The 16,215-nt window shown below is 67.1% G+C and carries 17 protein-coding genes, 1 tRNA gene and 1 pseudogene; 10 read left to right on the top strand and 9 right to left on the bottom strand.

Annotation, left to right across the window (positions count from 1 at the left end; all coding sequences use genetic code 11):
• Positions 1-360: 360 nt before the first annotated feature.
• Positions 361-819, top strand: a complete 459-nt coding sequence (locus QFZ61_RS01485) for a rhodanese-like domain-containing protein (protein ID WP_307032658.1) — start codon at positions 361-363, stop codon at positions 817-819.
• A 951-nt stretch (positions 820-1,770) separates the two neighbouring features.
• Here QFZ61_RS01485 and QFZ61_RS16930 read toward each other — a convergent pair.
• From QFZ61_RS16930 to QFZ61_RS01460, 5 genes and pseudogenes are all read right to left on the bottom strand, one after another.
• Positions 1,771-2,238: pseudogene (locus tag QFZ61_RS16930) on the bottom strand (glycosyl hydrolase); the annotation flags it as partial.
• A 320-nt stretch (positions 2,239-2,558) separates the two neighbouring features.
• Entirely contained in the window at positions 2,559-3,047 is a 489-nt protein-coding gene (locus tag QFZ61_RS01475; RefSeq protein WP_307032654.1) for a DUF3995 domain-containing protein, read from the bottom strand.
• Between the two features lie 273 nt (positions 3,048-3,320).
• Entirely contained in the window at positions 3,321-3,764 is a 444-nt protein-coding gene (locus QFZ61_RS01470; protein ID WP_307032652.1) for a YdeI/OmpD-associated family protein, read from the bottom strand.
• Between the two features lie 272 nt (positions 3,765-4,036).
• Complete coding sequence (locus tag QFZ61_RS01465; protein ID WP_307032650.1) at positions 4,037-4,339, bottom strand: DUF4193 domain-containing protein; 303 nt, start codon at positions 4,337-4,339, stop codon at positions 4,037-4,039.
• Positions 4,340-4,589: 250 nt separating this feature from the next.
• A tRNA-Ser gene (locus QFZ61_RS01460) sits at positions 4,590-4,679 on the bottom strand.
• A 136-nt stretch (positions 4,680-4,815) separates the two neighbouring features.
• On the opposite strand from QFZ61_RS01460, the gene QFZ61_RS01455 reads away from it, so the two are divergent.
• The 5 genes from QFZ61_RS01455 to QFZ61_RS01435 all read left to right on the top strand — a co-directional run bounded on the left by QFZ61_RS01455 (position 4,816) and on the right by QFZ61_RS01435 (position 8,632).
• On the top strand, positions 4,816-5,832 hold the full coding sequence (locus QFZ61_RS01455) for a dehydrogenase (protein ID WP_307032648.1): 1,017 nt from the start codon (positions 4,816-4,818) through the stop codon (positions 5,830-5,832).
• A gap of 3 nt (positions 5,833-5,835) precedes the next feature.
• Positions 5,836-6,234 (top strand): 6-carboxytetrahydropterin synthase, encoded by a 399-nt coding sequence (locus QFZ61_RS01450; RefSeq protein WP_307032647.1) that lies wholly within the window; start codon positions 5,836-5,838, stop codon positions 6,232-6,234.
• A gap of 46 nt (positions 6,235-6,280) precedes the next feature.
• Complete coding sequence (locus QFZ61_RS01445) at positions 6,281-7,312, top strand: glycosyltransferase (protein WP_307032645.1); 1,032 nt, start codon at positions 6,281-6,283, stop codon at positions 7,310-7,312.
• 69 nt (positions 7,313-7,381) lie between these two features.
• The gene (locus tag QFZ61_RS01440) at positions 7,382-7,660 is read left to right on the top strand and encodes a hypothetical protein (protein ID WP_307032643.1); all 279 of its coding nucleotides are present in this window, start codon (positions 7,382-7,384) and stop codon (positions 7,658-7,660) included.
• Between the two features lie 3 nt (positions 7,661-7,663).
• Positions 7,664-8,632 carry a DNA glycosylase AlkZ-like family protein gene (locus tag QFZ61_RS01435; protein ID WP_307037945.1) on the top strand — a complete coding sequence of 323 codons (969 nt, stop codon included), beginning with the start codon at positions 7,664-7,666 and terminating at the stop codon, positions 8,630-8,632.
• Here QFZ61_RS01435 and QFZ61_RS01430 read toward each other — a convergent pair whose 3' ends face one another.
• On the bottom strand, positions 8,633-9,175 hold the full coding sequence (locus QFZ61_RS01430; protein ID WP_307032641.1) for a nucleoside deaminase: 543 nt from the start codon (positions 9,173-9,175) through the stop codon (positions 8,633-8,635).
• 72 nt (positions 9,176-9,247) lie between these two features.
• Here QFZ61_RS01430 and QFZ61_RS01425 point away from each other — a divergent pair, with 72 nt between their 5' ends.
• The 3 genes from QFZ61_RS01425 to QFZ61_RS01415 are packed head-to-tail and all read left to right on the top strand — an operon-like array spanning position 9,248 to position 11,172.
• A complete protein-coding gene (locus QFZ61_RS01425; RefSeq protein ID WP_373427111.1) occupies positions 9,248-10,090 on the top strand; it encodes a phosphatase PAP2 family protein in 843 nt (280 codons plus the stop codon).
• Between the two features lie 12 nt (positions 10,091-10,102).
• Positions 10,103-10,738, top strand: a complete 636-nt coding sequence (upp, locus tag QFZ61_RS01420; protein ID WP_091255877.1) for a uracil phosphoribosyltransferase — start codon at positions 10,103-10,105, stop codon at positions 10,736-10,738.
• 56 nt (positions 10,739-10,794) lie between these two features.
• Complete coding sequence (locus QFZ61_RS01415) at positions 10,795-11,172, top strand: VOC family protein (RefSeq protein WP_307032638.1); 378 nt, start codon at positions 10,795-10,797, stop codon at positions 11,170-11,172.
• A 32-nt stretch (positions 11,173-11,204) separates the two neighbouring features.
• Here the strand turns inward: QFZ61_RS01415 and QFZ61_RS01410 are convergent, their stop codons facing one another.
• The 3 genes from QFZ61_RS01410 to QFZ61_RS01400 form a co-directional block, all read right to left on the bottom strand.
• Positions 11,205-12,002 carry a hypothetical protein gene (locus QFZ61_RS01410; protein WP_307032636.1) on the bottom strand — a complete coding sequence of 266 codons (798 nt, stop codon included), beginning with the start codon at positions 12,000-12,002 and terminating at the stop codon, positions 11,205-11,207.
• 399 nt (positions 12,003-12,401) lie between these two features.
• A complete protein-coding gene (locus QFZ61_RS01405; RefSeq protein WP_307032635.1) occupies positions 12,402-13,991 on the bottom strand; it encodes a HAMP domain-containing sensor histidine kinase in 1,590 nt (529 codons plus the stop codon).
• 2 nt (positions 13,992-13,993) lie between these two features.
• Positions 13,994-14,734, bottom strand: coding sequence for a response regulator transcription factor (locus QFZ61_RS01400; RefSeq protein ID WP_307032632.1), 741 nt, complete (start codon positions 14,732-14,734; stop codon positions 13,994-13,996).
• A 593-nt stretch (positions 14,735-15,327) separates the two neighbouring features.
• Between QFZ61_RS01400 and QFZ61_RS01395 the strand changes: the two genes are divergently transcribed.
• Positions 15,328-16,197 (top strand): winged helix-turn-helix domain-containing protein, encoded by an 870-nt coding sequence (locus QFZ61_RS01395; RefSeq protein WP_307032630.1) that lies wholly within the window; start codon positions 15,328-15,330, stop codon positions 16,195-16,197.
• Positions 16,198-16,215 lie beyond the last annotated feature (18 nt).

The raw sequence follows: 16,215 nt of genomic DNA, 5'->3' as shown, positions 1-16,215 counted from the left end.
TGACCGTGTCGATAAACTCGCCCTCGACAAAGGTCCGCCTTCGATCTCGAGTCCAAGGCCGATGAAGAACGCCGTCACCGTATCGAGGTCCTGAACGGTGACGCCAACGTGGTCGAACCGCAGAACTTGTGTCATCGGCCGTACCTCCGCGTGATCGGTTGAGGGCTGTATGGGACGGAGTCTACGGCGACTTTGCAGTTGATTCGAGACTCCCGGTGGCAGAGGTGGAGCCCAATCTGGAGGTTTGATGTGAGCGCGTCCCCGATTTGACGCCGTCCATAGCCTTGGAACTGACTCCCAATCTTGGATCGGATTGCGTCATGGTGGAACGACCGAGCAGCAGCAACGAAGAGGAACACGGTGAAGGAAAGTTCAACATCCGACGATCGCTCCGTGGGGCGCCAGCCCGGTGTGAATCCGGACGACGCGCGGGGGCCTCTAACAATCGACCAGTTATTACGTGAAAGCCGAATCGGGCTAAAGCGTGTACATGCTTCGGATCTTGAGCGGGAGAGAGCAGCGGGGGCCCTCGTTGTTGACACTCGTCCGATCGGTCAGCGCGATCGCGACGGAGACCTTCCGGGAGCCGTCGTCATTGATCGAAACGTTCTCGAGTGGCGGCTCGACCCTTCGAGCCCCCACCGGCTTCCGATCGCTGACGATTTTGGCCGGCGGATCGTGATCGTCTGCAACGAGGGCTATAGCTCCAGCCTCGCTGCACGCACCCTGCAGCGGCTCGGGCTGACCCAGGCGACCGACCTGATTGGCGGGTTCCAGGCTTGGGCAGCGCTGGGCAAGAATTGCTCGAAACGTGAGTGATGGTCGAAAACAGAGCCGATTCGTGGGCTCGGCAGGTCGGCCTCGCTGACTTTCCAGCGGGAAGTAGAGCCGGTGGCTGGCCTGGTCCCGCTGGCCGCAGGGAATCAACCTCTATGGGGGCTACTTACGGTACGAGCGTGACGTCTGTCTTCCCTTCGGACGATGCGGTTGGCTGGGCCGGTTCCACTGGACCCTCGTTGCTGCTTGAAGCAAGTCCAGCGGCCGGTGTTATGGGGCGGGGTTGCAGTTGAGGGTTGGCCCGGCGAAGGTGAACCAGGAGGGGAGGGCGTTGACGTAGGCCTGGCGGGTCTCGGGGGAGCCGGCTGCGCGCCAGTCGACGGTTCCTTTGACTTCGGTTTCCGTCTTGTTCCATTCGAACCAGTTGATCATTTTCAGTTGGGGGTAGCGCTGCGGGATTGCCGGGTCGAACAGTTGCTTCCACCATGCGGACTTGAGGTCTAGTTCGTTGGCGCCTGTCTCCGCGGCGCTGGTGGCGTAGAGGGCGGCCGTTTCGGGGATCGCGACGGGTTTGCCGCGTCCGGCGCCGTACTCGGTGTAGAAGTCGGGCACGTCGAGGTCGTTGCCGCCGGCGCCGTTGTAGGTGCCGGTGAGTTGTTGGAGGAATTTGCCGTCTTCGGGGCGGACGTTTGCTCCCCAGGGGTAGGTGTTTCCCCAGTGGTAGAGGGACATGCCTACCCAGTCCACGGCGTCATCGCCGGGGTAGTAAGGGGCGTAGGAGTCGTCGGCCATGGTGAGCGCGCCGTCCTGGTTCGTGTCGAGGGCGGTGAAGTCCCCGCTTCCGGGGGCTGCTGCGAAGTGGCCTCCGGTGAAGGGGTAGCCTCCTCCGTAATTGGGTGCCCACATGGTGGCGCTTCCGGGTGCTTTGTGGTGGATCGCGTTGGCAATGGTATGGAAGGCCGTCTTGTACGCGGCGGGTTGCTGGCCCCACTCGTACCAGGATCCGTTCATTTCGTGCGCGAAGCGCACGATGACGGGGATTCCGGCATTGTTGTATTTGGCCAGTGTCGCCGCGAACTCGTCAGCTGTGTCCGCGGTTACGGCCTTCAGGCCTTGGTGCGGTTCCAGGGTCAGGAGAAGGATGCCGCCGTTGTGGCGAACCTGGGCGACTGCGCCGTCGAGGTTGGCGTGATCGGTCGCCGTCAGAGGGAAGGGGACAAAACTGACCGCAACAGCCGGGCGGTGGCCCAGGTTCTCGCTGAACTGATCGAGCCGCTCGTGCTCCCAGTCAAGGTTTACGCCGGACAGGATTCCCGATGCGGGTACGAGGTCCGCCCTGCCGGCAGGAATGCAGGCCGGTGCTGTATCCGCTGGGGACTGGGCGATGGGGGCGCAGCCGCTTAGGGCAAGAACGGCAACGCAAAGTACGGCGGCGTCTGCCAGCCGGGCCAGGAACTTCACCGCTTCAATGTAGCAAGGCCGGCCGCCGTTACCGGGTCCGCCGCCCCCGCGGCAGCCGACGTACCGGACCGGCCGCCGCCGGACTGGCCCGCCGCCCCCAGCCCCACGAGCCGGCCGTTGGTGATGATGCGGCTGAGGATGCCGCGAGCGCTCTGCCGGAACCGGTCACCTGCCCGGGCCGTTGCCCGGCGCGCGCTGCCGGCCTTGGCGGACTAGGACCTCCGCATTGGCCAGTGAAGCCCGTTTGGGTGCTCTGGTTGGTTCAGCGCCTTGTCCGGGAGCGTAGCCCCTCCGGTAAGGTGTTTTGATGGCGCGGATTTTCAGGCACGGGCCCGTACCGGGCGTGAGAACCACAGTGCGAGGATGAGAGCGGCGCCCCAGGCGAAGAACAGCGGATCCCAGAGCAACGCGTGCCCCGTTATGCTCGCGGGATCGTAACCGCCCTCCGGTTGGATCAGCCCGGCGAGTACCGCGCCGCTCACGATCGTATTGGTTCCGCCGTATGCGATCAGCAGCAGCCCACCGGTCCAGCTGACTGCGCGCCAGAACCTCGCCCCGGGAATCCGGCCGTAAGCGACGCCGATGGGGATGGCCGCGGCCAGGACCTTGACCAGTGCGACGAAACCGAGGGCCAGGCCCGCGGCCAGAGGTGCCTCGACGGAGAGGTCCAACGCCCACTGTCCCACTGTCGCCAGCAGCCACTGGCCGCCGAGTGCCCAGTAGAGGCTGGCGGCAGCATGCAGCATCCCAGCGGCGCCGGCCATCCACACCAGCGCGCGGCTGAACCCGGTCCTCGTGGGCGTTGTCATTGCGCCAGTCTAAGCAGGTCGTTGTGCCTACCCGGTGCGGCGGTTGTCGTGGCCCGCTGCTCCGGTCTGCCGTGACGAACGGATGCCGAAACAGCGGCTTTGAATCTGGCGGTGGGCGCTGGTTATGCCGCGACCCCGTGTAGCCGTGGCCAGCTACTAGCTGCGAGTCTGGGAAACGGCGTCGAGCGGCTGTTCAGTTGACTCGCCGGCGTCTCGCCAAGCCCTTGGTTTTATTCCGCGGGAGAGCGGTACGCGGACCCCGGCGATGGAGGGCTACCTGCGTCCTGCCAAAAGCTCGGTCACCACCTTGGCGACCCGACGGGAGCGGGTCTCTGCGGTCTTTGCGGCTGCGAGCGGTTCAACGTAGCGCCGCTGGCTGCTGTAATTCAGCGTCGCGAAGAACGCTTTCGCTTTGGGCTCCAACTCCAAGGCGGCGGCAAGGTCATCGGGGACGGCAACGACGCGCGGCTCGCTGTCCAGCTCGAGATCGACCTCAACTGTGTCCCCGGCGGATGCGCCGGTCAGCTCCCGGTTGGCTGCGCTGACGCCGATCATGTTGCGGCCGCCCATCACCGCGATGCTGCTGCGGTAGCTTGTTCCGTTTACGGTGACGACGACCGGCGGCCTCCGGCCTGCACCCAGAGCGGTGACGACATCTTCTGGGACTTCGATGCCGGCCTTGTTGCCGCTGCCCAGGATGGTTGTTGTGAATTTCATGTTCACAGTATGCCTCCAGTGCATTTTGCCGGAGTGTCGGAGGGTGGCAGTAATTCCCTGTTGGCGGTTTCGTGGCAGCTTTGGTTCCGACTTCCCTGAGATGCGGGCGGCATGCTCCGCGGACAGACGACAACTTCACGTGCTATAGCAAGGTCAGGCGTCCCGCTCAATGGTGACCGCGCAGGACACCGCGGTTGATGCGGGTCGTCAGACCGGTATTTGTCGGCGGCCGGGTAGCACCTTCCTGCTTAAGCGCAGGTCAGGGTCTGTTGTTAGCTTTCACATTCGGTGCAGTAGGCATGGCCGTTTTTCTCCCGCGCGAGCTGGGAGCGGTGGCGGACGAGGAAGCAGGAGTAGCAGGTGAATTCGTCTGCGGCCTGCGGTATGACCTGGATGATCAGTTCCTCGCCGGAGAGGTCAGCGCCGGGCAGTTCCACGCCATCGACGGTGTCGGCTTCGTCGAGTTCGAGGACGACGCTGCGGGCGTCGGGGCTGTTGGCGGACTTCAGGGCCTCAAGGGACGCGTTGCGGGATTCCGCGACGTCGGGGCGTACTTCGTCATAGTCGGTTGCCAAGGTGTAGCTGCTCTTTTCTCTGGGTGATGCCGTTCGGCACTGAGTAGAACGTCCTGGGAGGCAGTTTTGTGCCCGACGGCGGCGATATGTGTGTTGAGGCGTTCGATGATGGGGGCGGTCCCGAAAAGCGGCCAGCCTGACTGCAACAGATGGCCGGAAATTTCCCAATTCTTTGCCAACCGGTCCCGGCTGGGCAAAGCAAAGGCCCCTAGTTCCCTTGTAAATAAAGGGAACCACGGGCCTCGCTACGTGGCGGTGACGGTGGGATTTGAACCCACGTTGGCTTTTACACCAAACAACATTTCGAGTGTTGCACCTTCGGCCGCTCGGACACGTCACCAACCTGACTAGGGTACCGGAGCAAGGCGCCCAACCCCAAAACGGTGCCCGCGGAGCCGCCCGGAGGCGAGCGAAACGCGCTGCCTGGGCCCGGCAGCTTTCCCCCGGCCACCTACCGCATTAGATTCGTAAGTAAGATGAGCAACTTGAACGCGACAACCGCAATCGCATATTGGACCGTCGGCCCGGAACAGGGCGAGCTCCGCCGCGAGGAACTGCCGGCGCCCGGACCAGGTGAGGCTTTGGTGCGGTCGCTCTACTCCGGCATCAGCAAGGGCACCGAGATGGTCGTGCACAACGCCCGCGTCCCGGAATGCGTGGCGAAGGAAATGGCCGCGCCCCACCAGGAGGGCACGTTCCCGTCTCCGGTGAAGTTCGGCTACCTCTCGGTCGGCGTCGTCGAGGCCGGCCCCGCGGAATGGCAAGGCAAAACCGTCTTTTGCCTGCACCCGCACCAGGACCGCTACATCGTCCCGGTCGAGTCCCTCACGCTGGTTCCGGACACCGTGCCCGCCCGCCGTGCCGTGCTCACCGGCACGGTGGAAACTGCGGTCAACGGCCTGTGGGAGGCCGGGCCTCGCCTCGGTGACCGGGTGGCCGTGATCGGCGCCGGGCTGGTGGGCGGCATGGTCGCGAAGCTCCTCGGAACCTTCCCGCTGGGCCGGCTGCAGCTGATCGACATCGACCCCGCCAAGCAGGCGTTCGCTGACACCCTGGGCGTGGAGTTCAGCCACCCCGACGACGCCCTGGGGGACTGCGACATCGTGATCCACTGCTCCGCCTCGGAGGCCGGGCTGGAACGGGCCCTGCAACTGGTGGGCGACGAAGGCGACATCATCGAGATGTCCTGGTACGCAGACCGGCAGATCACCCTGCCGCTCGGTGAGGACTTCCACGCGCGCCGGCTGTCCATCCGCGCCAGCCAGGTGGGCGTCGTCGCCCGCGCCCGGCGGCACCGCCGCACCAACGCCGACCGGCTGGACATCGCCGTCGCCCTGCTCAGCGACCCCGTCTTCGACTCCTTCCTCACCGGCACGTCCGGCTTCAACGAACTTCCCGACGTCGTCCAGCGACTCTCCGACGGCACCCTCGACGCGCTCTGCCACGTCATTGAATACCCCGCCAGCACGCCCGCAACAGAAACCCCGAGGTAATCCGTGTTCAGCCTGACCGTCCGCCGCAATTTCATGATCGCCCACAGCCTCCCGCGCCCCGCCTTCGGCCCCGCCCAGGGCCTGCACGGAGCCACCTTCGTCACGGAGGTGACCTTCCGGCGCCCGACCCTGAACGAGGATTCGATCGTGCTGGACATAGGCGAGGCCGGCGACGTTCTGGATGCGATCCTTGCGGGCCTGAACTACAAGAACCTCGACGAGCACCCTGACTTCGCCGGCAGGCTCAGCACCACCGAGGCCTTGGCCCAGTACATCGCCGACGCCGTCGCAGGCAAGATCCGCAGTGGCAACGACGGTCAGGCGCTCGCCGGCCTTGACGTCACCCTGCGTGAAACGCCGGACGCCTGGGCCAGCTATTCCCTTGAGTTCGACGCCGTCTAGCAGCGCCGGGGCAACAGCGGGCCTGCGCCTTCTGCTGCCGGGGAACGTGCGCCACAATTCCGGCGGCAACGCCTACAACGCCGCCCTTCTCCGCGCGCTCGCCGACCTCGGCATGGTGACGGAGTCCTGCACGGTCGACGGCGACTGGCCGGTCGGCAGCCCGGCTGACCGGCGACGGCTCGGCGTGCTGCTCACGGATATCGACGACGACGGCGGACCGGTCACGCTCGTCGACGGCCTGGTGGCACTCGGAGCGCCGGAAGAGCTGGAAGCGGCCGCGGCCGCCGGGATGCCGGCCTGGATCCTCCTGCATATGCCGCTGGCTGACCATCCGGAGCTGGAACGCCGCGCGCTGCGCGCCGCGGCGGGGGTCATCTGCACCAGCAGCTCGGCCGCGGCGGACCTGCAACAGCGGCACGGGCCGGACCTTCCGGACGGCGGCGGGATCGCCCTGCCGGGCACCGAACCCGCCCCGCCCGCCGCCGGTTCCGAACCGCCGCACCTGTTGGTCGTGGCGGCGCTGCTGCCGAACAAAAGCCAACACTTGCTGCTGCGCGCCCTGGCCACCCTCACCGACCTGGCCTGGACGGCGTCATTTGTCGGGTCGGATACCGCCGACCAGGCCTACGCCAGCCTGCTCCGCGGCGAAACCGAACGCCTGGGCCTGTGGGACCGGGTGCGCATACCGGGCGAACTCCGCGGTGCGGCCCTCGAAGCGGAATGGGCTGCCGCTGACCTCAGCCTGCTGGTTTCGCAGGCCGAAACATACGGGCTGGTGGTCACCGAATCCTTGGCCCGGGCCGTTCCGGTGATCGTGCGCCGCGGCACGGGAGCCACGGAGGCCCTCGCCGCCGGCACCCCAGCCGGGGCGGCGGACCTGCCAGGTGCCGCCGTCGAACTCGAAGATGACCCCGAGCCGCTCGCCGCGCTGCTGCGCCGCTGGCTCACGGAACCGGACCTCCGCCGGCAGTGGCGGGCCGCCGCCGAGGTGTCCCGGAACAACCTTCCCGGCTGGGACGTGACCGCGCGCGCAGTCCTGGCGATCCTCGGCCTGGCCGCCCCGGGTACACCCGACTAACCGGCAGCAGGTACCGTTTTCAGCCTCGAAAACGATAATAAGTGTGAGCTGCGGGTGGAGAATGGCCCCATGAGGACCGAGCCCATGACCGTGCAGCTGCCGCCGGCACAGAGCCTCACCCGGCAGCGGCTGCGCGCCTGGTCCTGGCACCGGCAGGGCCTGGACGGCTCGCTGGCCGGCAGCACCGCGGAGCAGGTCCTGGCCCGGGCCGGCTGGGCGCGGTCCGTGGGCGGCGCCAACCCCTACCTCACGCTCTTCGCCCGGGCCGGCATCCGCCGCGGGGAGGTGGACGCCGACGTCCTGGCCCACCGCGTCCTGGAACTCCCGACGGCCCGCGGCTGCACCTAGGTTCTGGGTCGGGACGACTTCGCCTGGGCGCTGCGGCTGGGCCGGGACGCCGCCGAGACAGGATTCAAAGTCGTCGGCCGGCTCGGCGTCGACCGCGGCGAAATCGCGTTGCTCGAGGAACAGGTACTGCATGTCCTCGTAGAGGCTGGGGTGCCGCTGGACCCCCGGCAGCTCAAGGAGGAACTCGGCGATTCCGTCCGCAACCTCGGCGAGGAAGGCAAGAAGAAGGGCGCCAGCACCACGCTGCCCACCGCTTTGGGCCTTCTGCAGGCTGACGGGCGGATCCGCCGGGTTCCCGCCACCGGCCGGCTGGACCAGCAGCGCTACGCCTACGAACCCTGGGGACTGCCGCCGAGCGAGCTTAGCGATGACGACGTCCGCGCCGAACTGATCCGCCGCTACCTCGGCTGGACCGGAGGCGCCACCGTGAAACAGTCGCAGTGGTTCACCGGCTTCACGGTCACCCAGACCAGGGCAGCGCTGACCGCCGTCGGCGCCCTCGAGGTGCCCACCGCGATCTCCGCAGCGGACCACGATCCTCTCTGGCTGCTGCCCGGCGACGTCGAACGGCTCGCCGCCTTCGCCGAGCCCGCCGAGGAACAAATCCAGCTGCTCGCCGGAACCGACTCCTTGGTGCTGCTGCGCCGGAACGCCGCCGAGCTGCTCGCCGAGGAGGACCAGGACAGGCAGGCGCTCGGTTCCCTCGCGCTGCAGGCCGACCTTCCGGACCACCCCATCCTGGACCGCGGCCGCATCATCGGACTGTGGCAGTACGACCCGGGCAAGGAGCAGATCGCCGCGTGGAGCTTCGGCGCGGCCACCGAAGCTGTGACCCGGCGGATCGCCGAGGTGGAAGCGTGGATCAGGGAGGAACTGGGCGACTTCCGGGCGTTCAGCCTCGACTCGCCCGCGTCACGGCAAAAGCGCGTCGACGCGCTGCGGAACTCCCGGACGGCTACCGCGGAGCGCTAGCTAGTCCTGCCAGCCCGGAGCGCCGCCGGCTGAGAGCTCGGAGTCGCCCCGGTGCAGCGCGAAGAATTCCCGCAGCAGCGCGCCGCACTCCTGCTCCCGGACGCCGGCGTACACCTCCACCCAGTGGTTGAGCCGGCGCTCGCGGAGGATGTCGAACACCGAGCCGGCGGCCCCGGCTTTCTCATCCCAGGCGCCGAAAACCACCCGCGGAATCCGGGCCAGCACCACCGCGCCGGCGCACATGGCGCAGGGCTCCAAGGTGACCACCAGGGTGCAGTCCGCCAGCCGCCAGCCGTCGTCGTCCCGTCCTTCCAACGCGCTGCGGCCCCGCAATGCCGCCGCGGCTTCCCGGATCGCGACCATCTCCGCGTGCGCCGTCGGGTCACCGAGCGCCTCCCGCTCGTTGCGCCCCGCGCCCAGCACCGAACCGTCCGGCCCGATCACGACGGCACCGATCGGCACGTCCGCGGTGGCCAGCGCCCGGCGCGCCTCTGCCAGGGCCAGTCCCATCCACTCGGCATGGCGGGGCTCGGGGGTAGTCATGGCTCAATGGTAGTTTCGAACCTAAGCAGGCTGTGCGCCCCAGCTGGTGCACCGGGAAGTCGGGAGAGGGCCTTGACCACCAGGACTGAAAACTGGTTGACGCGGCGCTGGGGCAGGTGGGTGGTGCCGTACGCCGCGTTGTGGATCACGATGTTGATCGGCGGCGTCGTGATCGTCGCCCTGGCGCTCACCAGCGCCGAGGTCTACGACAACGTGGTGGACGACGCCGGCCTGGCCAACCTGGACAAGCCCACCCTGGCGTTCATGGAACAGCTGCGCAGCCCCGGGCTTGATTCCTTCGTCACCGGGTTCACCAACATTGGTGGTGGAATCGGCATGCCGATCCTGGCCAGCATCCTGACAGCGTGGTTGATCTGGGTCTCCAGGACCTGGCGGCCGCTGATCCTGATCGGCGGCGCCGCTGCCGTTTCCACCACCGCCACCACGGTCGGCAAGAAGCTGATCGGCCGGACCCGACCCGACCACGCCGACGCCGTCCCGCCCTACGAGAGCTCGCCGTCGTTCCCCAGCGGCCACACGCTGAACTCCACAGTGGTGATCGGCTTGGTGGTCTACCTCGCGTGCCTGCAGGTGCACCGGACCATCGCGCGGGTGGGCCTGATCACCGCCGGCGCGGTCTTCGTCTTCGCGATGGGGATGAGCCGGGTCTACTTGGGCCATCACTGGATGACGGACGTGATCATCGGCTGGGTGCTGGGACTGGGCTGGGTGGGGATCGTGATCCTGGCGCACCGGCTCTTCCACGTGTTGCGGCACCGGGAACACGCCGGTCCCGCACCGACGTTCGACAACGAGGTCAACCTGCACGACGGCGCCCCCGGCAGCAGCCGCGACGGAGGGACGGACGACGCCGGTACTCCCGGCAGCGCGGGCCGGTCGACAGCGTCCGGATGATAGTTTTGACCCATGCGCACTCTCGTTGTGGACCACCCGCTGGTCGCCCATAAGCTCACCGTTCTGCGGGACAAAAACACCCCGTCGCCGGTCTTCCGCCAGCTCACCGAGGAGCTCGTCACGCTCCTGGCCTATGAGGCAACCCGCGACGTCCGGACCGAGCCGGTGACGATCGAGACGCCGGTCAGCACCACCATCGGCACAGCGTTCACCAAGCCCACGCCGCTCGTCGTCCCGATCCTGCGCGCCGGGCTCGGCATGCTCGAAGGCATGACCAAGCTGGTTCCCACCGCTGAGGTCGGCTTCCTGGGCATGGCCCGCGATGAAGAGACCCTGGACATCATCACCTACGCGGAGCGCCTCCCCGAGGACCTGACGGACCGGCAGATCTTCGTCCTGGACCCCATGCTCGCCACCGGCGGCACACTGCGCGAGGCGATCAAGTTCCTGTTCAAGCGCGGCGCCTCCGATGTCACATGCATCTGCCTGCTGGCCGCCCCGGAGGGCCTGGCCAAGCTGGAAGAAGAACTGTCGGAGGCGAACGTGACCATCGTGCTGGCCTCGATCGACGAAAAGCTCAACGAAAAGTCGTACATCGTCCCCGGCCTGGGCGACGCCGGAGACCGGCTCTACGGCATCGCCGGCTAGCGATACTGCTCGCACGGGCTTCCGGAACGCGCCGCCGGGAGACTAGCCTGTGCGGCATGGACTGGAAACTGGAACTTGTTTTTGTCCCCGTGTCCGACGTCGACCGTGCCAAGGACTTTTACGTCAACAAGGTGGGCTTCCACGCCGACTACGACGAGCGGCCGACAGAAGGCATCCGCTTCGTGCAGCTGACCCCGCCCGGGTCGGGCTGTTCAATCGCGATCGGTGAAGGCCTCAACGACGCTCCGCCGGGAACCGCTCCCAGCATGCAGCTGGTGGTTGACGACATTCAGGCCGCGCACCGGCAACTGAAGGACAACGGTGTAGAGGTCAGCGACGTCGACGTTCAGGACTGGGGGCACTTCGTCTATTTCGCGGATCCTGACGGCAACAACTGGGCGGTGCAGTACATCCCCGGCCGTTCCGGCAGCTAGGGGTTACTCCGCCCAGGCCCCGTTACCGGGCTTTAGTACCAGTTGTTGGCGTAGTGGAAGTTCAGGGCGCCGCAGGGGGAGCCGTAGCGCTCTCCGACGTACGTCAGCCCCCAGTTGATCTGCGTCCGGTAGTTGGTCCGGTAATCTGCGCCTGCACTGGCCATCTTTTCGGCAGGCAGTGACTGGACCACACCGTAGGCGCCGCTGTCCGGGTTGGTGGCGGTGGTCTTCCAGTCTGATTCCCTGGTCCACAGCTTCATCAGGCACTGCATTTCGCTGGGAGCCCACCCGTGCGCGGGCAGTTGCGCTTCCGCGTACGCCTGGGCGCCGGCGGGATCGTCGACGGCGACAGGTTCCGGAGCGGGTGCAGGAGCTGGGGCCGCGGCCGGAGCAGGAGCGGCCGGAGCCGGGGCAGCGGGAGCCGGTGCGGCTTCCGGAGCAGCGGGTGCCGGTGCAGGGGCTTCGGGCTTTACTTCCGACGCCTGCGCTTCGACGCTGAGGGGCGCCGGCGATGCGGGGGTGTAGCTGCCGAGCCGCTCGAGGTCCAACAGCTGCAGGGATTCGGCCTTGGGTGCCGTGGCAGAGGGGGCGGTGGTGCTGGAGGCTTGTCCTGCGGCCCCTGCCCCGAGCAGCAGGGCGAGAGCCGTTCCGACGATAGCCGCGCGCTTGCCTTTGGACCCGGGCCCTCTGGAAACGGCGTGCGTGCCGCGCCCGGTACCGGAACGCGGCGAGGTCGAGCCTGCGGCCGGCTCGGCGCGGTGGCGCGCGACGTCGGCAGCGGATGTACGTTTAGCGTCGTCTGGACGCGCGGGTGCCTTAAATGCAGTCATGTTTTGCCTCTCAACGCCTACGGAGCGAGCTGGGGGTCGGATGCGATATCCGGGCCGCACGGAATTTCAACGTGGCGGCGTAACCCTGAAGGGGGCACGGACGAAGACCGCGCGGGAGCACTGTGTTCCCTGCGTCTGTTTCATCCATGAATCCGGGTGGCTGCACGTTATGCCCCAGCCCGGAGCAGCGGCCGTTTCGACGGACGCGCCCTAAAAACGGTACCTGACTTCCACCTCAAAGTCACATTTAGGTAACGAGAGGTCCTCTTTCCGGAGCGGGGGCTTGCTTTGGGCGAGATCTTCTCGGTGGGCTCGCAGGTTCCGTCCGCACTCGCCGTTTCGAAGCGTCGAGTGTGGACAGAACCCGCGAGCTGGCGCGGGTTAGCGAGTTCGCGGGGCCTAGCGGCTGGGAGCGGCCGGAGCCCGCTGCGGCGGGGCCGGGCGCGGCGCCGGCAGACGAACGGTGAATTCGGTGCGGCCCGGACGGGAGGTCACGTCGACTGTGCCCCCATGGGCCTGCACGATGGACTGGACGATGGACAGGCCGAGCCCGCTGGTGCTCTCGGCCGTCTCGACTGCCGTGTCAACCGCCGTCCCCCCGGCCGGGCGCGCCCCTGCCCGCCGCGGCCCGGGCCGGTCCGCGGGATTCGTGCGGGCGGCGTCGGCCCTGGCGAAGCGTGCGAAAACCTTGGCGACGAACTCCGGTGCGATCCCGGCGCCGTCGTCCGTCACGGTAACGACGGCGCCACCGCCGGCTGACCGCCGAACCCCCGTCACCACTTTCGTCCCGGCGTCCGTGTGCTTGCGGGCATTGGACAGCAGGTTGGCGATCACCTGGTGAAGCTGGGCCGCGTCGCCGCGCACGATGACCGGTTCGTCCGGAAGTTCCAGCTGCCAGACACGGTCCGGAGCCATGACCTTCTCGTCGGTTACCGACTCGATCGCCAGCTGGGTAAGGTCGACGTCGGTGAGTTTGAGTGGCTGCCCCTCGTCCAGCCGTGCCAGCAGCAGCAGGTCCTCCACCAGCGCGGTCATCCGCTCGGATTGGCTTTGCACCCGGGCCAGGGACTTCTCGCCGTCGGGGGTGAAATGCTCCGTCATCCGCATCAGCTCTGTATAGCCGCGAATGGCAGTCAGCGGGGTGCGGAGCTCGTGCGAGGCGTCGGCAACAAACTGGCGCACCTTCATCTCGCTTTCGTGCCGCACCTTCAGGGCGCTGGCGACGTTGTCCAGCATCTGGTTCAGCGCGTACCCCACGCTGCCCACTTCGGTCCCCGGATGAGCCGCCGACGCCGGGACACGCTCCCCGAGTGCGACCTCGCCGGCGTCCAGGGGAAGACGGGAGACCTTCGTGGCCACCTCGGAGAGCTGTTCCAGCGGCTGCATGGTGCGACGGATGACGGCCGTGCCGACGAGGCCGATCAGCAACAGTCCACCGGCGGACACCAGGCCCAGCGTCCCCACGAGCGAGGCCAATGTGTTGTGCTTTTCTTCCAAGGGAAGCCCGGTGACGATGGTGTCTCCGTACGGGGCCCGGACCGCCGTGAGCCGGTAGTCGCCGGCCGAGAGGGTCCGGTTGACCGGTTCGTTGTTGGGGGTGAGCTCCAGGAGGACAGCCTCGTCGTCGTCGGAGAGGCCGCCGCGGCTGGCGTCCCCGGCCAGGAAGCCCGCGCTGACGACGGAGCCATTTCGCACCCGGGCGTTGAGCGTTCCGATGCCCTGCCCTCGCGCTTCAAGGAGGTCCCCCCGGCCGCCACCGGACTCGGGCCGGCCGAACTCGCTAGAGCGGTGCGACGCTGCGGCCAGCTGTTCATCGAGCTGGCGGGTGAGGAATGCATCCATAGAGACGTAGCTGAACACCCCGACTGCGCCGCAAATGGCCACGAGCAGCCCCATGGCGACGAGAACCAGGCGCGTGCGCAGGTGCCAGGTGGACGGGTCGCGCCAGTCGCGCCCGCGCACGGGCCCTGCGGCGGAAGGGGCGGGCACGGTCAGTCCGCCGGTTTCAGCACATACCCTGCACCGCGCACCGTGTGGATCATGGGCGCATGCTTGGCATCGATCTTCTTGCGAAGGTAGGAGATGTAGAGTTCCACGATGTTCGCCTGCCCGCCGAAGTCGTAATCCCAGACTCGGTCAAGGATCTGGGCCTTGCTGATGACCCGTTTCGGATTTTCCATCAGATAACGCAGCAGTTCGAACTGGGTCGCGGTCAGGTGCAGTTCCTCTCCTGCCCGGGTGACGTCGCGGGTGTCGACGTTCAGTACCAGATCGCCCACGACAAGTTCGGCGGTGTCCATGGCGGCCACCCCGGAGCGCTGGACCAGCCGGTGCAGCCGGAGCAGGACTTCCTCCATGCTGAACGGCTTGGTGACGTAGTCGTCGCCCCCTGCCGCGAGCCCGGCGATGCGGTCCTGGACGGCGTCCTTGGCGGTGAGGAACAGCGCCGGAACCTCGGGTGTGAACGCACGGATCCGGCTTAGGAGTTCGACGCCGTCGAACCCGGGAAGCATGACGTCCAGCACCAGCACGTCCGGGCGGAAGTCCTTGGCCAGCTTGACCGCACTGGGTCCGTCGGCCGCCACGGCCACCTCCCAGCCTGCCATCCGCAGGCCCATACTCATCAGTTCCGAGAGGCTGGGCTCATCGTCCACCACCAGTGTACGGATGGGAGAGCCGTCCGGGTGGGTCAGTTGCGGGAGGTTGCTTGTCAGGGAGTGCGGGGTGGCCATTCGATCACTCTCCGGTCCGCCGGTGAGGCGCAGCTTAGGGGTTCCTGTGCGGTCCCTGTGAATCTCAGCATATCCAGCCGGACGGAGGACCGGCAGAGTGACCACAGGGTGGACATAGGACTGCCGTCCGGGGGCCCGCGGGGCATTCTGCCGGTCGCTGTCCCGGAGGCGATTTGAGGCCAGTAGTGGATTTTGTTCGAAGAATATTCGGCAGAGAACGTATTTCCAGCCGTTTAGCTCGACACGCGGCGAGCACGAAGCGGACGGCCGAATTGCGATCTCCACTACAAACACCGCATTCGTCTCACGATGCGGACCGCGCGGCCCTTTGTTACTTGCTAGTTCTTATTGTTACGTTGCACACTTCAATTGTGAACAAGAACTCAACAGCACCTGCAGCCGCAGTTTTCTGGATCAGCGCACCAGCTGGTACCGAGATGCGCTGTTGCCGAATGCACGCCTAACTTCTACACCCCAGAACGTTTCTAGGCATTCGCCCCCAGCCCAGCGTCGGGCGCACTCCCCAGTTCTCATTGCGGGGAAACCTGCATTCGAGCCGCGATGACGGCCATTCACATTGAGGTAAGCATTCCATGTCAGTTGCATCCGGATACGTCCACATCTCCGTCCGAAACGCCAACAAGGCCGGTCAGGCCTCCGGGCTCCGCCAGGGCTTTGGCGGCCGTCCGAGCTTTGCCCCCGCCGCCCCCGGCAAGAGCTTCCCCGCTCCAGGCTACGCGGACCAGGGCTACAACCCGAACTCCTACGGCCAGCTGCGGGCCGTACCCGCCGCGGAATCGGCCCCGACGACGGCGCCCACCCCGGTAATTGCCCCGGGCCACGGCCCGGTCCGCCCCGTTCCCAATGACAACGTCGCCCGCGGCTTCGTGCTTTACATGGGCATCGACGAGGAAACCGCGGCCGCCGCCGGAACCTCCATTGCCAAACTGGCCCAGGAAATCCGCGCTTACGCACAGTCCCTCGTGGCCGGCGCCGAAAGCTACGCCGCCGTCGCCGTCGCCCCCTCGTCCGCCCCGGGCTCCGCGCTCGACGTCGTTCGGTCCACCTTCGGTGACCCCACGGCCGGCGCGCGGCAGCGTGCCGAAAACGCCCGGCTCCAGCAGGCCCAGGATCCGCGCCCCTCGGGCGTGCTGATCGACCTCGCCCGGCGCGAGGTTGCGCTCGACGGCGAATCGCTGAACCTGACATTCAAGGAATTCGAACTCCTGAACTACCTCGTGGAGAACGGTACGCGCACCGTCGGCCGCGACGAACTCCTCGAGGGCCTGTGGCGGAACGCCGAAGAGGTTCCCAACGAGCGCACCATCGACGTGCACATCCGTCGCCTGCGCTCCAAGCTCGGGCGCCTCGCCAACACCGTCCGCACTGTCCGTGGCCAGGGCTACCGGTTCTACGAACACCCCGAAGTTGTCGTCTGGGCCGCTCCGGAGTACTCCATCTAACTGGCTTCCAGGAAAGCG

Source organism: Arthrobacter sp. B3I4 (genome assembly GCF_030816855.1).
Classification (GTDB): domain Bacteria; phylum Actinomycetota; class Actinomycetes; order Actinomycetales; family Micrococcaceae; genus Arthrobacter.
This window is presented reverse-complemented; position numbering and strand designations above follow the sequence as displayed.